This is a genomic window from Roseobacter sp. MED193, assembly GCF_000152965.1.
Taxonomy (GTDB): Bacteria; Pseudomonadota; Alphaproteobacteria; order Rhodobacterales; family Rhodobacteraceae; genus Pseudophaeobacter.
This window is the reverse complement of the sequence record NZ_CH902583.1, coordinates 839,410-856,793: the sequence shown is the minus strand read 5'-3', so window position 1 is coordinate 856,793 and position 17,384 is coordinate 839,410. Positions and strand designations below refer to the sequence as shown.

The 17,384-nt window shown below is 58.1% G+C and carries 19 protein-coding genes; 6 read left to right on the top strand and 13 right to left on the bottom strand.

The features are described from left to right. Positions 1-30 precede the first annotated feature (30 nt). On the top strand, positions 31-1,080 hold the full coding sequence (locus MED193_RS06600; protein WP_009808900.1) for a methyltransferase domain-containing protein: 1,050 nt from the start codon (positions 31-33) through the stop codon (positions 1,078-1,080). A gap of 75 nt (positions 1,081-1,155) precedes the next feature. After that, entirely contained in the window at positions 1,156-2,283 is a 1,128-nt protein-coding gene (locus MED193_RS06595) for an ABC transporter ATP-binding protein (protein ID WP_009808899.1), read from the top strand. A 41-nt stretch (positions 2,284-2,324) separates the two neighbouring features. Here MED193_RS06595 and MED193_RS06590 read toward each other — a convergent pair whose 3' ends face one another. Together MED193_RS06590 and MED193_RS06585 are read right to left on the bottom strand one after the other, a co-directional pair. After that, positions 2,325-3,005, bottom strand: coding sequence for a YafY family protein (locus tag MED193_RS06590; RefSeq protein ID WP_009808898.1), 681 nt, complete (start codon positions 3,003-3,005; stop codon positions 2,325-2,327). Positions 3,006-3,073: 68 nt separating this feature from the next. Further along, positions 3,074-3,385 (bottom strand): hypothetical protein, encoded by a 312-nt coding sequence (locus MED193_RS06585; RefSeq protein WP_009808897.1) that lies wholly within the window; start codon positions 3,383-3,385, stop codon positions 3,074-3,076. A 220-nt stretch (positions 3,386-3,605) separates the two neighbouring features. On the opposite strand from MED193_RS06585, the gene MED193_RS06580 reads away from it, so the two are divergent. The 4 genes from MED193_RS06580 to MED193_RS06565 all read left to right on the top strand — a co-directional run bounded on the left by MED193_RS06580 (position 3,606) and on the right by MED193_RS06565 (position 6,409). After that, positions 3,606-3,821, top strand: coding sequence for a twin-arginine translocase TatA/TatE family subunit (locus MED193_RS06580; RefSeq protein WP_009808896.1), 216 nt, complete (start codon positions 3,606-3,608; stop codon positions 3,819-3,821). 6 nt (positions 3,822-3,827) lie between these two features. After that, positions 3,828-4,340, top strand: a complete 513-nt coding sequence (gene tatB, locus MED193_RS06575) for a Sec-independent protein translocase protein TatB (RefSeq protein ID WP_009808895.1) — start codon at positions 3,828-3,830, stop codon at positions 4,338-4,340. Beyond that, entirely contained in the window at positions 4,337-5,281 is a 945-nt protein-coding gene (locus MED193_RS06570; protein ID WP_009808894.1) for a twin-arginine translocase subunit TatC, read from the top strand. The genes tatB and MED193_RS06570 overlap by 4 nt, the downstream gene beginning before the upstream one ends. A 282-nt stretch (positions 5,282-5,563) precedes the next feature. Beyond that, complete coding sequence (locus tag MED193_RS06565) at positions 5,564-6,409, top strand: ATP-binding protein (protein ID WP_039966722.1); 846 nt, start codon at positions 5,564-5,566, stop codon at positions 6,407-6,409. 37 nt (positions 6,410-6,446) lie between these two features. On the opposite strand, the gene MED193_RS06560 is transcribed toward MED193_RS06565, so the two are convergent. The 11 genes from MED193_RS06560 to MED193_RS06510 all read right to left on the bottom strand — a co-directional run bounded on the left by MED193_RS06560 (position 6,447) and on the right by MED193_RS06510 (position 17,335). Beyond that, positions 6,447-7,661, bottom strand: a complete 1,215-nt coding sequence (locus MED193_RS06560; protein ID WP_009808892.1) for a peptidoglycan DD-metalloendopeptidase family protein — start codon at positions 7,659-7,661, stop codon at positions 6,447-6,449. A gap of 174 nt (positions 7,662-7,835) precedes the next feature. Beyond that, positions 7,836-8,483, bottom strand: a complete 648-nt coding sequence (locus MED193_RS06555) for a protein-L-isoaspartate(D-aspartate) O-methyltransferase (protein WP_009808891.1) — start codon at positions 8,481-8,483, stop codon at positions 7,836-7,838. Then, the gene (gene surE, locus MED193_RS06550; protein ID WP_009808890.1) at positions 8,480-9,262 is read right to left on the bottom strand and encodes a 5'/3'-nucleotidase SurE; all 783 of its coding nucleotides are present in this window, start codon (positions 9,260-9,262) and stop codon (positions 8,480-8,482) included. The genes MED193_RS06555 and surE overlap by 4 nt, the downstream gene beginning before the upstream one ends. 370 nt (positions 9,263-9,632) lie before the next feature. Then, complete coding sequence (locus MED193_RS06545) at positions 9,633-10,277, bottom strand: SDR family oxidoreductase (protein ID WP_009808889.1); 645 nt, start codon at positions 10,275-10,277, stop codon at positions 9,633-9,635. 168 nt (positions 10,278-10,445) lie between these two features. Beyond that, a complete protein-coding gene (locus MED193_RS06540) occupies positions 10,446-10,712 on the bottom strand; it encodes a hypothetical protein (protein ID WP_009808888.1) in 267 nt (88 codons plus the stop codon). A gap of 368 nt (positions 10,713-11,080) precedes the next feature. Then, entirely contained in the window at positions 11,081-11,623 is a 543-nt protein-coding gene (locus tag MED193_RS06535; protein WP_009808887.1) for a DUF2199 domain-containing protein, read from the bottom strand. Between the two features lie 216 nt (positions 11,624-11,839). Next, positions 11,840-13,360, bottom strand: coding sequence for an amidophosphoribosyltransferase (gene purF, locus MED193_RS06530; protein ID WP_009808886.1), 1,521 nt, complete (start codon positions 13,358-13,360; stop codon positions 11,840-11,842). Between the two features lie 337 nt (positions 13,361-13,697). Further along, complete coding sequence (locus MED193_RS06525; RefSeq protein WP_009808885.1) at positions 13,698-14,387, bottom strand: Hint domain-containing protein; 690 nt, start codon at positions 14,385-14,387, stop codon at positions 13,698-13,700. A 392-nt stretch (positions 14,388-14,779) separates the two neighbouring features. Next, positions 14,780-15,334 (bottom strand): CvpA family protein, encoded by a 555-nt coding sequence (locus MED193_RS06520; protein WP_009808883.1) that lies wholly within the window; start codon positions 15,332-15,334, stop codon positions 14,780-14,782. Between the two features lie 39 nt (positions 15,335-15,373). Beyond that, positions 15,374-16,741, bottom strand: a complete 1,368-nt coding sequence (radA, locus tag MED193_RS06515; protein WP_009808882.1) for a DNA repair protein RadA — start codon at positions 16,739-16,741, stop codon at positions 15,374-15,376. 150 nt (positions 16,742-16,891) lie between these two features. Then, positions 16,892-17,335, bottom strand: coding sequence for a paraquat-inducible protein A (locus tag MED193_RS06510; protein WP_009808881.1), 444 nt, complete (start codon positions 17,333-17,335; stop codon positions 16,892-16,894). Between the last annotated feature and the right edge of the window lie 49 nt (positions 17,336-17,384).

The following is a 17,384-nucleotide window of genomic DNA, read 5'->3' as shown; positions in this document are numbered from 1 at the left end:
TTTCACACTCACGATACCGGAGAAGCCCCTATGTCCCATGAATCCGTGCAAAACTACTATGGCGAGGTGCTTCAAGGCAGCGAGGATCTGCAGACCAACGCCTGCTGCACCCCGGATGACATCCCGGATCACGTTAAGGAGGTGCTGGCTCAGGTCCATGATGAGGTCTTGATGCGCTACTACGGGTGTGGCTTGATTGCCCCCGAGGCGTTGGAGGGGGCTCGTATTCTTGATTTGGGCTGCGGGGCCGGGCGCGATGTCTATGCGCTGTCAAAAATGGTGGGGCCCAACGGCCGTGTTGTCGGCGTTGATATGACCCCGGCGCAGCTCGATGTGGCGCGCCGCCACCAGGACTATCACGCCGAGGCCTTTGGCCATGACAGTTCAAACGTCGAATTTCACCTCGGGTTTATCGAGACCCTGGAAGACCTGGACCTGGAGCCGGGCTCTTTTGATATCATCGTTTCCAACTGTGTGATCAATCTGGCCACCGACAAGGCTGCTGTACTGCGCGGGGCCTATCATTTGCTGAAAGAGGGCGGGGAGATGTATTTCTCCGATGTTTATGCTGATCGCCGGGTGCCGGAGGCCATGGCGCGGGATGAGGTGCTCTATGGGGAATGTCTGTCTGGGGCGCTGTATTGGAATGATTTCCTGACCCTGGCCAAGGGGGCTGGCTTCAATGATCCGCGCATGGTGACGGCGCGGCCCCTGACCATTGAGAACCCAAAGCTGGAAGCCCGCGTGGCGCCGCTCAAATTTCTCTCAGCGACCTACCGTCTGTTCAAACTGCCTAAACTGGAATCAGACTGCGAAGACTATGGCCAGGCGGTGATTTATAAGGGCACTATTCCCCATGCGCCTCATGCCCTGCGCTTGGATGATCATCACGTGATTGAGGCAGGGAAGGTCTTTCCGGTCTGCGGCAATACCTGGATGATGCTCAAGGACACGCGGCTGGAACCGCATTTTGACTTTATTGGTGATTTCTCCAATCACTACGGTATCTTTGCCGGCTGTGGCGGCAATTCTCCCTTCACAGGGTTGGATCCTGAGGGCGCAGCTGCGGCTTGCTGCTGAGGACTTGCGCGGGGAGCGCCTGGTTGGTATTTGCCGCTAAAGCCGTTCGTAACCCGGCGCAGCTTGCGAGGCCGCATGAGCACAGCATCCCCCCACTCTCAGGGTTCTCAGTCCGCTGCGACTGAGCCCAAGTCGCATCCGCGGCTGGAGATCCGCAATATCCATCGCTATTTTGATGGCCGCGCGGTGGTGGATGATGTGTCATTGCAAATTCAGGCGGGGCAGGTGACCTGCTTGCTGGGGCCTTCGGGCTGCGGGAAATCCACCACCCTGCGGATGATTGCTGGGGTCGAGATGCAGGACAGCGGCGAGATCTATGTGGATGGCAAGCTGATCTGCGACACCGTGTTTCGGGTCCCGCCTGAACGGCGCGAGATTGGCCTGATGTTTCAGGACTTTGCTCTGTTCCCCCATCTGAGCGTTGCCGACAATGTCTCCTTTGGCCTAAAGGGCAGCAGGGAAGAGAAGCGGGCGCGGGTTGAGGAACTGCTGCAAAAGGTATCGCTGACGCGTTTCATTGACGACTATCCCCACCAGCTGTCTGGCGGTGAGCAGCAGCGGGTCGCCCTGGCACGGGCCCTGGCACCACGTCCGCGCATCATGCTGATGGATGAGCCTTTTTCGGGGCTGGACAACCGGCTGCGCGATGGCATTCGGGATGAGACGCTGACGCTGCTGAAAGAAGAAGACACCGCCGTTTTATTGGTCACCCATGAGCCGGAAGAGGCCATGCGCATGGCGGATGAGATCGCGCTGATGCGCGGTGGCAAGATTGTTCAGCAGGGCGCCCCCTACAATGTTTATACCCGCCCCAGTGATAAGGCCTCTGTGGCATTTTTTAGTGATATCAATGTCTTGAAATCACAAGTTAACGGGGCCTTAGCGGAAACGGCTTTTGGTCAGTTCCTGGCGCCGGGCATTGCGGATCGCACGGATGTTGATATCGTCTTTCGTCCACAACATGTGCGGATTGATTTTGACCGGGCAGGCAAGGGGCCTCTGCCCACGGCCTCGGACGGGGTGCCCGCACGCGCCGTGGTAAAGCGCGCGCGCTATCTGGGGCATGAAAGCCTGGTTGAATTCCAGATGGACTACGATGGATCGGTGCTTAAGGTGACGGTACCGCGGGTGTTCCTGCCAGAGGTGGGGCGGGTGATGTGGCTGACTGTGCCGCGCAACCGCTGCTTTGTCTTTCCAGCCTAATACAGTTAGCCCATCAGATCTGGGCCTGATTTGCTCCGAGGTTAGGCCTTATCGCGATGAGGGTCGTAATCAGCCAGAGTCTTTCCCGGCTCGTCAAGAAACAGCTCTGGCAGGGCGCGCACCTCTTCGATCAGATCAACGCGAAACACCCTGAAATTACCACGTGTTTCGCACCAGGCCGTCAGGGTCCAGACCCGCCCCCAATATTCCATATGCAGCGGTCGAATGATGCGCTCCGTTAGCGTGCCATCCAGGCGGTGGTACCGCATCGCCAGCTTTTGCCGTGATTTGATTGCAGCGCGCAGGGTGGGCATATGAGCAAAGCCACGGGCCACATCGGCAAAGGGGTAGACCGCAAATTTCCAGGCATCAGCCTCGGCAATGACCTCAGTGGGCAGAACGGCATCCACCTTGGCCGCCAGGGATTGGGCTGCGGATTTCAGATCCGCATCCGCCGCCTCGGCGACAATGGCCATGCCAAGGTTCAGGGCCTCCAGCTCTTCTGGCGTCAGGGTGAGCGGCGGGAGGGTGATCTGTTCCCGTACCAGATAGCCGACCCCGCGCTCGCCCTCGACCGGTACACCCGAGGCCACCAGCGTATCCATGTCGCGGTATATGGTGCGGGTTGAGACTTCGAGCCGCGCGGCAATGTCCTGGGCGCGATGGAGTTTTCCATCCCGTAGGATCTGGATGATCTCGAAAAGGCGGTCGGTGCGTCGCATGGGAGTACCCTTGGCGCAGAGGCAGGGGCCGCGTCAAGATAGGCGGCCCCGCCAGGATCAGGTCAAGATCAGTTTGGAGCCAAAGTCCAGAGGATTGTTTCATGGCGAATGGAGACGCTGTCGGGGGCAATCGCTGCCATCAGGGCGGGGGCGAAGTCTTGTTTGCCAAAACTATCCGCCACCTCCAGGGCGGTCTGCATGTCTTTCCAGATGACCGTGTCGGTCCAGGACCCGTCGCTGCCACAGCTGAGGCGGCGAAAGACAAAGCCGGGGTTGGAGCGCACAAAGCCCTCGCTGGCCTGGCTTAGGGTTATGAACTGTTCGGGCGTTACGCCTGCGTTCAGGGTGAAGGTGACGGTTTCGGCGACCTGTTGTGTCATATCAAACTCCTTTTGTTGACAGGTGTTCTCTAACAAGGAGCAACTGACATAAACCTGTCAGTTGTGTTTGGCTGTGACTGAAAAAAATCATTTTTGCCTCCTGCACTGGGCGCAAAGCGGCTCCGGGCTCTTTGCGCCAACTGAGGAGCTGCGTAGACCTGTGGTCAGAGGTATAGTCAGCCGATGCACTGCGCATTGGCAAAGTGAAGGAGAGATTCACATGCTTAACAATATTGGTCTTCCAGGCATCCTGCTTATCGCTGTTGTGGTTCTGGTGCTGTTTGGTCGCGGCAAAATCAGCTCGCTCATGGGCGAAGTTGGCAAAGGTATTACGTCGTTCAAAAAAGGCGTCAGTGAGGGCACCGCTGAACTGGAAGAAGATGCGGCTGCTGAAGCTAAGGACGTGACCCCCGAAGCTGACAAAGACAAGGCGTAAGCGCCGATGTTTGATCTTGGGTTAACCGAACTTCTGGTTATTGGCGTCGTGGCGCTGATTGTCGTCGGGCCCAAGGACCTGCCGGTGATGTTTCGCAATGTCGGCAGGTTTGTGGGCAAGGCCAAGGGCATGGCACGCGAGTTCAGCTCGGCGATGAACGATGCCGCTGATGAAAGCGGCGTGCGGGATGTGGCCAAGGGGCTGAAGGCCGCCACCAACCCGGTTGGTACGGCTATGGACGGGGTGAAAGAGGCGGCGCAGGATATGGCCAAATCCATTGATCCGACCTCTTACAAGCCGGGGTCGGAAACCGAAAAACTGGCTGCCGAGCGCGCCCAAGACGCCAAGAAAATCCAGGCTGCCACCGCCCGTGCTGCGGCAGAACGCAAGGCCCGCGAAGCTACCGAAGCCCTTGCCCATGCAGAGGCGGCAGAAGCCGCAGTCGGGGCTGCTCCTGAGCAACCTAGGGGTGGCGAGCAGGCCGTGGCGCCGTCTGAAGGAAGTGAGACCAAAACATGAGCCAGAGCGAAGAGGTTGAAGACTCAACCGCCCCGCTGATCGAACATCTGGCCGAGCTGCGCACCCGCCTGATCAGGTCGGTGATGGCCTTTGCGGTGGGGGTTATTTTGGCCTTTGTCGTGGCCGAGCCAATCCTGCAATTCCTGGTGCAGCCGATCGAGGAAACCCTGCGCGCTTTGGGAGACCCCTCGCCAACGCTGCAATATACCTCGCCGCAGGAATATCTGTTCACGCTGTTTCGCATCTCCATGGTCTTTGGTTTTGCGCTGTCCTTCCCGGTGATCGGCTACCAGCTGTGGCGCTTTGTTGCGCCGGGGCTCTATAAAACGGAAAAAGGCGCCTTTTTGCCCTTTCTGATTGCCTCGCCTTTTATGTTCCTGCTGGGGGCAACCTTTGCCCAGCTGGTGGTAACCCCATTGGCGATGCAGTTCTTTTTGGGCTTTGCGGATGTCAGCTCGATCTTTGCCAACCTGTTGTCGCAGGCAGCCGAGGGTGTCGCTGGATCTGCGCCAGCGGGCGTGAGCGTTGAAACCGCTGTGGTGCCGGCCAGCACCGACGGGGTGAAGATTACTTTCTTCGGGAAGGTAAATGAAAGCCTGGACATCACCCTGAAGTTCATCATGGCCTTTGGTCTGTGCTTTCAGCTGCCGGTGCTGCTGACCCTGATGGGGAAGGCTGGGCTGGTGAGTTCTGATGGGCTTGGGGCGATGCGGAAATATGCGGTTGTCGCTATCTTGGTATTGGCTGCTCTGGTGACCCCGCCGGATGTGATCACGCAGATGATCCTCTTTGTCGTGGTCTATGGTCTGTATGAGATCTCGATTTTCCTGGTGCGGCGCGTAGAGACCAAGCGCGAGGAAAAACTGCGTGCAGAAGGCTATTACGATGATGAGGACGAAGATCCCTTGATGGCTGAGTTCGAAGAAGACGAGGGAAAGTAGCCCGGTACTCGGCTATCCCCTAAGTCTTATGATGCGCAAAGGGCGTGCCGATATTGGCGCGCCCTTTGGTTTGGCAGCGAGAGCGGCGCCCTACAGGGGGCTCTGCCCCCTCGCGCCCTCTGGGCGCGCACCCCCGGAATATTTGTGGAAAAGTGAAAACCTGCCCAGGCCGTGCTCTGTAGGTGACTCTTCTTAGATGCACAGAAGGCACCGCAGGATAGAGCTACTTGCCGAGGGTGGCGGAACATGCTTTCAAAAGCGCAATTGTTGAAGGAGGCAGGCATGGACGAAAACACACTGACGCGGATTGCAGAAGCGCTTGAGCGGATCTCACCAGCGCCGCTGGACACCCCGGACTTTGCTGCTGCTTCGGCCTATGTCTGGCATGTCGCACCAGACCGGTTGGAACCGGTGACACGGGTAAACCGGGTTGAGCTTGATCTTTTGGTTGGCATTGAACGTGCACGCGATACCCTGCTGGAGAATACCCGACGTTTTGCCCGTGGTGAGGCCGCAAATAATGCCCTGCTATGGGGCGCGCGGGGGATGGGGAAGTCCAGCCTGGTCAAGGCCATTCATGGGGCGCTCCTGCCGGATCATGGAGATCTGAAGCTGGTGGAGTTGCAACGCGAAGATCTGCCTTCGGTGGCGCGACTGCTAAACCATCTGCGTCGGGCGCCTTATAGGTTTATCCTATTTTGCGATGATCTGTCCTTTAGTCATGACGACCAACACTACAAGAGCCTGAAGGCTGTGCTGGATGGTGGTATCGAGGGGCGGCCCGACAATGTGGTGTTCTTTGCCACTTCGAACCGGCGCCATCTGATGCCCCGTGACATGATCGAGAATGAGCGTTCCAGTGCCATCAACCCCTCTGAGGCTGTAGAAGAAAAGGTGTCGTTGTCTGATCGCTTTGGGCTGTGGTTGGGGTTCCATCCCTGTGATCAGGATGAGTTCCTCGCAATGATTTCAGGCTATTGCACCGCCTACGGTGTGGATGTGGATGGGGATGTTATGCGTGCTGAGGCCATTGAGTGGCAGGCCACGCGGGGCGCGCGCTCCGGGCGGGTAGCCTGGCAGTTTTTCACCGATCTGGCAGGGCGGTACGGGGTGTCCCTAGCGCGGTAGCGCGGCGATGTGACTGCCGTGCTGCCTGGCGGCCCGGCTAGTTCAGATAGGGCAGCGGATCGAGGCTGTCATAGCCGTCGCGGACCTCAAAATGCAGGGTGGCGCCGTCGGTTTCTTGCAGGTGAGCAATGGTTTGCCCACGCTTTACCCGATCGCCTTTGCTGACCAGGATCTTGTCCACATTGGCGTAGATGGTCAGCAATTGCGGGTCATGGCGGATGACAATAATCGGAATGTTTTGCGAATCTTTGGTGATGGCGGCAATTGTGCCGGCGTCTGCGGCCTTGACCGGTGCGCCCGAGGCAGCAGAGATGTCGATGCCATCATTGCGCCCTTTGGCGTAGGTCTTGACGATTTTGCCCTGAACCGGATAGGCCAACGCACTTTCGCTGGCACGGCTGGGACTTGGCACATCGACGGTCGGGAGATTTTGTGAGGCGACTGAGGCCGGGGCCAGGTTTTCCTCTGGGAGCGGCTTGGTCGCGCTTGGCGGTGTTGGCGTGGCGCTGCCTTCGCCCGGCGCTGTGGTGGTCAAGGTTTGTGGCGTGCGCGAGCGCTGTTGGTCCTTGAGAGGGATCAGCAGGTGTTGGCCCTCTCGGATGGCAAAATCGCTGCCCAAACCGTTCCACTCGGCAAGGGATTTCACTGGAACCTGGTAGAGGCGGGAAATCGTATAGGCTGTTTCCCCGCGCACAACTTTATGACGCACAGGCTCTGGGCCAGGCTGAACGGTGGCGGGTGTGTCCGGAGTGGTGGGCTGCAGATCTGTTGTGGTTACAGAGCCGGGGTTGGGAGAGGTTGCTGGGGAAGCGTCAATGGCGCTGCCCGCCAAGGAGGCAATATCGACGCCGCCGGGGGTAGCCGTCCCTGCGGCGTTCGGCAAATTATCTGGTGCTCGGCGGGGCAGGGCAAGGATTTCCCCCTTGCGCAGGGGATCTCCGGATTGCATGCCGTTGAACCTGGCGATTTCGTTTACCGGCAGGCCGATACGGGCGGCAACATCTGCAACAGTGTCGCCACGTTCTGCCACCGCGACCTGATAGGAGGGATAGGTGATCAAGCCACGCGCATCTGCGGCCGGCCGATTGGTCGTTGCGGCCTGGGCAGCGGCGGTGGTGTTGAACCCACCGATCTGGCCGCGCAGATCGTAGTCCAGTGGGCCATCACATGCGGTAAGAAACGTAAGCAAGGGAAGGGTCGTTAGGGCCAATCGGCGACGCGCTGTAAAGCGAAGCTTGGGGCTGCCAGTCATGCTACCTGTTATCATGCTGTCCTCATTCCTTTTCGCGCCGTATCGCGCTTTTGCCTTGTCGTAGGTTATAGGCGCCGGTTTTTCGCCGATCTTAAGGCCTCTTGGGCTGTTGCATAGGCCAAGGTCAATGGTTTTTTGCGGGTCTCGGTGCAATCGGCGCGGCTTTGCCTGAATTTAGGCTTCTTTGCCTAATCCTTCCAGTAGGGGAACAAAGCGTACCGGGCGCAATTCATCATAGTCGAGACCCTCTTCGCTTTTGCGCACCCGGATCAGTGTCTGCACCGTATCGGACTGCCCTACCGGCACCACCATGATACCGCCAGGCTTGAGCTGCGCCAACAGCGGCCCTGGGGGGTCTTCGGCAGCGGCGGTGACAATGATCCGGTCAAAGGGAGCCTGATCGGGAAGGCCAAAACTCCCATCTCCAACCAAGGAGGTGACATTTGGCAGTTGCAATGCATCAAAGATCATGCGGGCCTCGCGCACCAATCGTGCGTGGCGGTCAATGGTGTAGACCCGGCGGGCGAGCTTGGCCAGAATGGCAGCCTGATAGCCTGATCCGGTTCCAACCTCTAGGACCGTGTCACGTGGCGTGACCTGCAATGCCTGGGTCATCAGCCCCACCACAGAGGGTTGAGAGATAGTCTGGCCACAGGCTATGGGCAGCGGCGTGTCCTCATAGGCACGTTCGGCAAAGATACCACGCACAAAGGGGCCACGGTCGATCTGCTCCATCGCCTCCAGCACCCGGCTGTCGGTGACCCCGCGTGAGCGCAGGGCAAACAGAAACTGCATCTTTGTTTCCGGGTCCGGGCTGGTCATTCGATTTCTTTAAATCCTTCAAGCATCTCGTGGGCAGTTAGGTCCGCACGCATGGGCGTTACCGAGATATAGCCGTTCAGATTGACGCTGGCGTCACTATCGGGGGCGGTCTGAACGTGCTGATCGCCGCCGCGAATCCAGAGATATCGCCGCCCCGTGGGGGAAAGCTGCTCTTCGGCAGAAAAATGCGTGCCGCGGCGAAAACCCTGGCGCACAACCCTTGTACCTTTGACGGCCTGGGCTGGGACAGGGGGGAAGTTTATATTGTAAAACAACCTGTAGTCCTGCTGGTTTGCGGGATCTGCTGCGAGGACCCTGCGCACCACGGCGGCGCCATGCTGGGCGGAGGCCTCAAACGGGTCCTCCAGGTCTTTGTTGTGCGGGCCGAAATACTGCGACAGCCCGATGGCAGGGATCCCCTGCAAGGCGGCTTCCATCGCGCCACCCAGAGTGCCCGAGTAGAGCGCGTTCTCCGCAGAGTTATTGCCTCTGTTGACGCCGGAAAGCACCACATCGGGACGGTGGTCTTTCATCGCCACGTGAATGCCGGCCAACACGCAGTCAGCGGGCGAGCCTTCGGCGGCATAGCGACGGGGGCCCAACTGGCTGAGCATGGAAGGGCGGGTATAGCTGATGCAATGGCCAACGCCGGATTGCTCAAAGGCAGGAGCCACGGTCCAGACCTCGCCCTCTGGACCGGCCAGTTCCTGGGCTATTTGTTCCAGCACCACAAGGCCGGGTGCACTGATGCCGTCGTCATTGGTAATGAGAATGCGCATGATATCCCCTGAAACTGTTTAGATCTGAATATGCATTGGCTCAAATGGGGGCAAGTGTTTCGAGCCGTTGAGAGAAACGAAGCGGGGGGGCTCTGGTAGCTGTGCCACAGATGGACCTGGGCAAATGGGAAAAGCCATCTCAACAGGCAAACAGGGAATGTGCTTTCTCTGCCCTACACACCGGTCGTCATGCGGAGGGGTAGAAGGGGCCGCTAAGGAAGGTGCAGGGCAGACTTCGCCTGCGGATCCTCTTGTTGCCAACCGGGCCGCGCAACTGCGTCCTAGCTATGCCCGGGGCCAATCCAAAGACTGGATCTGGAGGAGGCTGTTCCGAAAGGACAAGAAGGCGGCAGTGTGGGCTTTTACCCGCCTATGACAGGATTGCAGGCAGCAGCCGCGCAGCCTCAGCGTGGACATCGGCCAGAGCGGCGCGGTCCTCACCGGGAAAGAACCGGGCGCGCAGGGCCGTGGGCATAGGCTGAGGTTCAAGGATCTTGACCACAGGGCCGGTCTTGACGGTTTCGGACTGCCAACTGCGCGCCATTGCCATCTGTGCGGCCTTGCTGGCGCCATAGGTGCCAAAAAACTTTTCACCCGCGCGCGGGTCATCGAAGAACACGGCCCGGCCTGCCTGCCCCAGAAGAGGCGCTACGTAAGGAATAAGGATCGATGTCGCTGTGGCATTGACCGCGATAGATTTGCTCCAGTCCTTCTCCCCGATCGAGGGGGCAGGGGTCAGCGGCGCGGCATGGATCGCGCTGTGCAGCCAAAGATCAAGCTGGCCCCAGCGATCGTGAATGCCACGACACAGGGTGGCCATGGCGGCCGTCTGGGTAATGTCCATCGGCGCCAGCGTGGCGGAGCCACCCAATGCCTTGATGCGGTCATCCAGTTCTTCGAGCGCACCGGTGGTGCGCGCAACAGCGACGATGTGATGCGTAGGCGCCAGGGCTTCGGCCAGAGCAGCCCCCAGGCCGCGTGACGCGCCGGTGATAAGAGCGATTTTCTGTGTCATGTGCCGACTTGTGATCGGCTTGAGGCAGAGGGTCAAGTCTCGATCTTGGACCAAGGCCCATATGTTACCGTAAAACGGGCAGGGCTAAACCTGGGCGGATACCCCTGCGGATGTTTTCCAGTGCCGGTACAGAGCCAAGATAAGAGCGCTTTGTTTGCGCTAGACCGTTTAGCGGCCAGGCATTTCGAACCTCCGGCTGCGGCCGGATTTTTCCAAAACCAGTCCTGTGGGGTCAATACCAAGAACTCGGCCCTGGGCCAGCCTGCTGCCGGTTTTGACGGTCTTCACCCGGCCACTGGGCAGGCGTACCATAGCTTGCAGGTCGTTCTTTGACCCAAAAAGCCCAAGCAGGCTGAGGCCGGTCGCGGGCAGGGCATTGGCTTGGGTGGCTTCTTTGGCAACACGTGGGGAGGTTTGGCTGGCAGATTGTGTCATGATCAACTTTGTAAAGACCGCAGACCGCTGGACTGACGGTGGTGGGAAGAGAGGTGGTTTACCCCAAGCCAGAGCTGGTGGGCTCCAAACAGAGGGAGATGAGATTGGAGGCTGATAGGGGCACCAGCCAGGAGAGGCGAGAGATAATTGCCGGACCTCCAGCAAGGCCCAGAGCGGCATAGGCGGAGCCTTGCGGCAGGGAGGGGAAACTGGCGGGCTATCGCCGAGACAGCAACCTTACTGGCGTGTTGTTCCTCCCCGGCGACAGCGTGGACTTGACAGTTTTCACCTGGATTTGGCCAGTGGGGAGCGGGTGGCATACGCGTCGTATTGTGGTTTGGTTTGCCCTGCCTGTGCTGGGACTTTAACTATGAATCATAGACCAGAGAGGCGAGGTCATGCCCGTAGGTGTGGAGCAATTCAAACAGCTCTTCGAGCTGGGCGCCGGCATGCTGGAGCGTTGAGAGAGCGTGGTTGGGCTCAGAGATCTGCAGCTCTGGGTATTGGCCCTCGGGGCGCATGTGCAGCATGCAGGCTATGGGCGTGCCAGAATCGGGGGGAATGGCATTGGCCAGCCAGGCTGGGCGACTGCCGAGGCTTTCGGTCTCTTGCATGTCCAAGAGATCGAGATAGGCGTCAAAATCCTCCGCCCCAAGATTGGCCCAGGTGCCCAGGATGAACTCCTGCCCATCGCCATCGGCCAAAGGTATTGCCAACACTGCGCGGACAAACCGCAGATCGCCAAGGCGGCAAAAATCATCGGTCAGAACATCGCCAGTCTGGGCGAGGATCGCGGAATTGTCCTGTACAACGAAGTCCTCAGGGCACAGATCGGGTCGGTCGCAACTGAGGCTGAGCAACTGGGCAAAAGTCGCGCCACAACAGCGGCACTGGCGTGCAGAGATCAGCATTCGGGCGAGGTGAGCGTCCAAGTGGCGGGTCTTTCCTAGGGCCCAAACGGGCGGGGTCGCAAAACAAAGGAAAGGCGCCGATCTTCGCGATCAGCGCCTCTCCCTATGACGTTGGGGCTCTCTTAGCCTGCTTGTACGGCAAGTTCAAACCCTGCATTCCCGCCTTTTGATCGGTATGTATCGAAGCCGACCAGGAGGGCAGGCCGCGGTCAATACTCAGTTCGCCAATTTCATGCTGTTCCAGGATTCGCCGGGGGCGGGCATATCTTGGATCTTTTTGCTCACACGGCCGCTGCTTTCCAGCGATTCGAGGTAGTCTTCGGTCACGCTGCCGGTGACATATTCGCCGTTAAAGCAGGAGCAATCAAAGGTATCGATTTCTTTGTTACCCTCATGTGCAGCCCAAACCAGATCCTCAAGTCGCTGATAAATAAGCGCATCAGCGCCCAACTCCTGGCGGATCTCTTCAGTGCTGCGACCATCGGCGATCAGCTCGTGCTTGGTTGGCATGTCGATGCCATAGACATTGGGATATTTCACTGGCGGCGAGGCGCTGGCGATGTAGACCTTTTTGGCGCCAGCATCGCGACACATCTGAACGATCTTTTGGATGGTATTGCCGCGCACGATGGAATCATCAATGAGCAGGATGTTCAGCCCCTTCATTTCCAGCGGAATGGCGTTCAGCTTGCGGCGTACGGATTTTTGCCGCTCCGCCTGACCAGGCATGATGAAGGTACGTCCAATATAGCGATTCTTTACCAGGCCCTCGCGATAGCGGATGCCCATTGAGTTTGCCACTTCCAGCGCCACGGGCCGTGCAGAATCTGGAACCGGGATGATACAGTCGATTTCCAGATCTGTTTCCTTGATCTGCTTGGCCAAGGTCTGTCCCATGCGAAGCTGGGTTTTATAGACTGAGATACCATCGAGCATCGAGTCAGGGCGTGCCAGGTAGACATATTCAAAGATACAAGGGGTCAGAGTGCCCTCGACCGCCTGGAAGCTGTGCATGTTGCCATCTAGGTCGATAAGAATCGCCTCGCCCGGGTTCACATCACGCAGTTTTTCAAAACCGTTGATGCCAAAGGCCACGTCCTCAGAGGCAAAAGCATAGTCATCGCCGTCGCCTTCGGCCTCACGGCGGGCCACAGAAAGCGGGCGGATACCATGGGGGTCGCGGAAGGCCAGCATGCCGACGCCAGCCACCATGCAGATCACCGAATAGGCGCCTTGAATGCGCTCCATCGTCATTTTTACCCCTGCAAAGAGGTTACGGATGGGATCAACTGTGCCGTTGACCTTGATGCTGTCGGAGATCTTATCGGCCAAAACATTGAGCAGGATTTCCGAGTCGGAAGTGGTGCGTAGATGGCGGCTGTATTTCGCCGTCACTTTGTCACGCTGCTCTGCTGTATTTGTGATATTTCCGTTGTGAACCAGATAGATGCCATATGGCGCATTAACGAAGAAGGGTTGCGCCTCGGAGGCGCTCAGCGACCCTGCCGTTGGATAGCGAACATGCCCGATGCCGACCTTGCCGCGCAGGGTTTCCGCGTCAGAGGCGTTAAAGACATCTTTGACCAGACCGTTGGCTTTGCGTTCCCGGAAGAACTCACCAGTGTAGGTCACAATGCCAGAGGCGTCCTGTCCACGATGTTGCAGCATTAGCAACCCGTCATAAAGTTCCGCAAAAACCTCGTCCTGTCGGCTCGCGATCCCCAAAATCCCGCACATTGAATGGCTCCAATTTCACTGTAGCGTTGCTGTCGGTTGCTATCGGCTAGGGCGCAGCCCGCCTACCGCTGGGGCTTCCTAGCTTGGATGACGCGCAGAATACAGAAGAAAGCAGTGTTTTTCCTGCGTCATTTTTCGAAAGTCCAAGAACAGGGCAGCGGCCTTAGGAGATTGCATTGAGAAACATACAGCCTGCGGGTGTTATCCCATTTCCTATCTAGCCTGATCTGGGGGCATTTGTCCCGTGTCCCTTGTGGAAAAGAAAAGGGGCGACCTTTTTGCGGGCCGCCCGAGTCGGGGAGGAAATCTTTGGCTCTGCAGATGCAGGAGCAATGGCCTATGCTGCTTTTGGGGCCGCTTTGGGCGTGGCGAGAAGGTCCTTGAGCAGGTCAGGGAAGTCGTCTTCTTTTTCTTCAAGGCCAGTCAGTGCCAGAGCACGGCCTTCATCGCTGGCGAGGATCTGACGGGTTTCCGTCAAAGAGAGCTCTTTGAAAGCACCGTCTGGTCCGCCGGTGCCTGCTTGCATCAGCATGCCGCTTTCGGCCCAGATCAGCTCTTCTTCAGCACATTCAATATGGATACGGCCCTGACGTTCTGGGCTCAGCGCCTTGATGCCCTTGTGACCTGCCAGGGAGATCAGCTTAACCAGCACAAGCGGCAGACCAAACAGGCGCTCAACAGCGTCAATTTCCAGGGCAACCATTTGATCTGCTGGCAGTTGAAGGTCACTATCATTGCCCAATGCGCCAGCGGGAACATGCATCATTGTGGTCATGCGGGGGACAGCATGGCGAATGGTTTCAACTTCCTGGCAGCCACCATCAAAAGTATAAACTCTGTCGCCGGGCTTGACGTCACGTGCCTGAACAAAGCCGCGATCGGTTTCAACAAGTGTTTCGGGCAGGAAGCCACCGGTTTTGGCCGACTGCTGGGCTTCGGCTTTTGGCTCAGGACGCACCATTGGAAAGTCCAACAAAAGGCCCACCGGCTGAAAATCGGCGAAAGTGTTGAAATGATCCAGGAGCATGGTGTCGATCCTTCTGAGCGAGAGTGCCTGTTCGTTTGTTGATCCTATCTGGCCCCTGAATTGGGACGGAAATGGGGCAGGGGTGCGGCCAATTTCGATCTTGGGCACTTTTTTCGCGACAAAAGTGGATTTTTCGCGCTTTTGTTAACCATTCAGAGGCGGCGCTTGAGGATTTTTTAAGAATCTCCGCAAAATTCCAAGTTCCAAATTGCGACCGAATGAAATGATTCTTAATGGTTAACATAAGGTTAAAGGTTAACGGGCGCCGTTAACCCATGGTGACGCCTGCTGTGGATAAAGCTGTGAAGTCTTTGCAGGAACATAGAAAAAGGGCGCCAATATGGCGCCCTCTCCGTAGGTCTGCTGGTTTACCTTGGTAAACAGTTCAAGGCTTAGCTGCCGCAGGAGCCGATCAGGGCCTCATATTGCTGCGTTACCCAGCCCAGGGCCTGTTCGGGATTGCGATCTTCGATCTTGCCAATCATACGCTCAAACACCACTGCTGAGCGGCTCTCGTCAACCATTGTAAAGCTCTGGCCGGTCATCACCACATTATAGAGGAAGAAAGCGATCGCCACGAGCAGAATGCCGCGCAGAACGCCGAAGAAGAACCCTGTGCCCTGGTCCAAGCCACCCAGTGCCGAACGCTGCACCAGGGATGAGAACAGCGGGGTGAAGAAAGACACCACAATCAGCGCTACCGCAAAGACAGCTGCAAAGGCAGCAATGATCGACAGCTCACAGCTGTCAGAAATAAATTCTCCAATCACTGGGATCTCTGCCATCAACGGTTCCACCTGAGGGGCGAACATAAAGGCAAGAACTCCGGCTGCGATCCAGCCTGCGATGGCCATGGCTTCGCGGACAAAGCCACGCGAATAGGCCAGAAGCGCCGATAATACGATGACCAGGGCCACAACCCCGTCAATAATAGTGAAACCTTCCATGACCCTCGCCCGTTAGCCTGCAACAAAATTTTGGCAACTCTAGCCGGCTCCAAAGAATTCGCCAACAAATCCCGCCAGATCGGAGGCTTGGCGTAGGCCAAGACCCTTGATCGAAACAGATTTGCCACCACTTGGAGCTATTGCAGAGGTGAAACCAAGTTTTTGCGCTTCTTTCAACCGGTTTTCTGTCTGCGGGGCGGGTCGCAGGGCTCCAGAAAGCGATATTTCTCCAAAAACGGCCGTATCCGCCGGCAGGGCGACATCTTCGCGGGCACTGAGCAGAGCTGCGGCAACCGCGAGGTCAGCGGCGGGCTCGGTAATTTTCATGCCGCCTGCCACGTTCAGGTAGACATCCAATCCCGCGAAAGGAATACCGCACCGGGCCTCAAGTACCGCCAAGATCATCGCCAGGCGGGAGCTGTCCCAGCCCACCACGGCGCGCCGCGGCTGCGAATGCGGCGAAGGGGCAACCAGGGCCTGCATCTCCACCAGGACGGGGCGGGTGCCCTCAATGCCGGCAAAGACCACAGATCCTGGCGACGGTTCGCCACGGTCCGACAAAAACAGCGCTGAGGGATTGGTGACCTGGGCGAGGCCCGAACCGGTCATTTCAAAAACCCCAATCTCGTCTGCTGGGCCAAATCGGTTCTTCACCGCCCGCAGAATACGGAACTGATGGCCCCGCTCGCCCTCAAAATAAAGCACGGTATCAACCATATGCTCCACGACGCGGGGACCGGCGATCTGCCCCTCTTTGGTGACATGGCCGACCATGATTATGGAAATGCCCTGCGCCTTGGCAAATGTTGTCAGCTCATGGGCCGCAGCCCGCACCTGGCTGACGGAGCCCGGGGCGCTATCGACATGATCGGCCCACATGGTCTGGATCGAATCGATAATGGCCAGCTGTGGCTTTTCCGCCTCCAGCGTGGTCAGGATATCGCGCAGATTAGTTTCGGCAGCCAATTTGACCGGCGCCTGTGCCAGCCCCAACCGCTGAGCCCGCATCCGCACCTGCGCCGAGGCTTCTTCACCAGAGACATAGATGGTTTTCACCCCCGCCTGGGCAAAACGGGCCGCAGCCTGCAGCAGAAGGGTTGATTTGCCGATCCCAGGGTCGCCACCCACCAAAATCGCAGAGGCCGCCACCAGCCCGCCCCCAAGCACCCGGTCCAGTTCCGCCACGCCACAGGTGGCGCGGGGCGGTGGGGTTTCCTCGGTAGAGAGATCTGACAGGGGGATTGTCTTGCCGCGACGGATCCCAAGTGATTTCTTTGAGGGACCCGCTGAGGAAAGCCCCTTGTCTTCAACAATGGTGTTCCATTCGCCGCAGCCTTCGCAGCGACCGGACCATTTGGAAAAGCTCGCGCCACAGGCGGAACAGGAGAAAGAGTTTGATTTAGCCATAGGGTCTTCTGCCTCATGTTCTCACTTTGTTCAAGGGGTGCGAGGCTCTGCCTCGCGCTCCGGAATATTTTTTGGAAAGATGATGAGAGCCCTTGGCTCTGATTTGGTCGCAAGCCTTTTGCGGAGCCCAGGACAGGGGCAAGAGTGCCCTTATTCTTTGTTGGGAAGGGCGCGCTCGGTAGCCAAGCTGAGGATCAGAGAGGCAATGATACAGGCCGTGAACATATAGAGCCCCCAGGCGACCTCGATAGTGGCATAGCCAATGCCCTTGGCGAGGGTGATGTAGAGCGCGATCAGAAAGACATCGGCCATGGCCAGTTTGCCTAGCACATGCAGGACGGGCTGTACCTTGGTGTCGAGGAGGTCCCATTGCACCAGGGCGAGGCCAATGGTTTTGAGGTAGGGGGCAAAAATCGCAAAGAAGGTGACAATCAGTGCCAGGGCGGCGTCGCTGCCCCAAAGGCTTTGCAAACCAGTTATCACCGAAATCTCGCTGAGGCCAAAGATTGGCAGCAGGCCTGCCCGCATCAGAGGCGCAAACCAGGCTACAGGGTAGAGGATCAAAAGCGAAAGGGTGAGGAGGCGGAGGGGCATGGTGGTTTGTTCCCGTGGGTATGCAAATACTTGTGCATTCCATTCCGGA

Coding starts and splice junctions, on each gene's coding strand:
- MED193_RS06600 (WP_009808900.1), top strand. CDS start 31: ATGTCCCATGAATCCGTGCAAAACTACTATGGCGAGGTGCTTCAAGGC.
- MED193_RS06595 (WP_009808899.1), top strand. CDS start 1,156: ATGAGCACAGCATCCCCCCACTCTCAGGGTTCTCAGTCCGCTGCGACT.
- MED193_RS06590 (WP_009808898.1), bottom strand. CDS start 3,005: ATGCGACGCACCGACCGCCTTTTCGAGATCATCCAGATCCTACGGGAT.
- MED193_RS06585 (WP_009808897.1), bottom strand. CDS start 3,385: ATGACACAACAGGTCGCCGAAACCGTCACCTTCACCCTGAACGCAGGC.
- MED193_RS06580 (WP_009808896.1), top strand. CDS start 3,606: ATGCTTAACAATATTGGTCTTCCAGGCATCCTGCTTATCGCTGTTGTG.
- tatB (WP_009808895.1), top strand. CDS start 3,828: ATGTTTGATCTTGGGTTAACCGAACTTCTGGTTATTGGCGTCGTGGCG.
- MED193_RS06570 (WP_009808894.1), top strand. CDS start 4,337: ATGAGCCAGAGCGAAGAGGTTGAAGACTCAACCGCCCCGCTGATCGAA.
- MED193_RS06565 (WP_039966722.1), top strand. CDS start 5,564: ATGGACGAAAACACACTGACGCGGATTGCAGAAGCGCTTGAGCGGATC.
- MED193_RS06560 (WP_009808892.1), bottom strand. CDS start 7,661: ATGACTGGCAGCCCCAAGCTTCGCTTTACAGCGCGTCGCCGATTGGCC.
- MED193_RS06555 (WP_009808891.1), bottom strand. CDS start 8,483: ATGACCAGCCCGGACCCGGAAACAAAGATGCAGTTTCTGTTTGCCCTG.
- surE (WP_009808890.1), bottom strand. CDS start 9,262: ATGCGCATTCTCATTACCAATGACGACGGCATCAGTGCACCCGGCCTT.
- MED193_RS06545 (WP_009808889.1), bottom strand. CDS start 10,277: ATGACACAGAAAATCGCTCTTATCACCGGCGCGTCACGCGGCCTGGGG.
- MED193_RS06540 (WP_009808888.1), bottom strand. CDS start 10,712: ATGACACAATCTGCCAGCCAAACCTCCCCACGTGTTGCCAAAGAAGCC.
- MED193_RS06535 (WP_009808887.1), bottom strand. CDS start 11,623: ATGCTGATCTCTGCACGCCAGTGCCGCTGTTGTGGCGCGACTTTTGCC.
- purF (WP_009808886.1), bottom strand. CDS start 13,360: ATGTGCGGGATTTTGGGGATCGCGAGCCGACAGGACGAGGTTTTTGCG.
- MED193_RS06525 (WP_009808885.1), bottom strand. CDS start 14,387: ATGCTCCTGGATCATTTCAACACTTTCGCCGATTTTCAGCCGGTGGGC.
- MED193_RS06520 (WP_009808883.1), bottom strand. CDS start 15,334: ATGGAAGGTTTCACTATTATTGACGGGGTTGTGGCCCTGGTCATCGTA.
- radA (WP_009808882.1), bottom strand. CDS start 16,741: ATGGCTAAATCAAACTCTTTCTCCTGTTCCGCCTGTGGCGCGAGCTTT.
- MED193_RS06510 (WP_009808881.1), bottom strand. CDS start 17,335: ATGCCCCTCCGCCTCCTCACCCTTTCGCTTTTGATCCTCTACCCTGTA.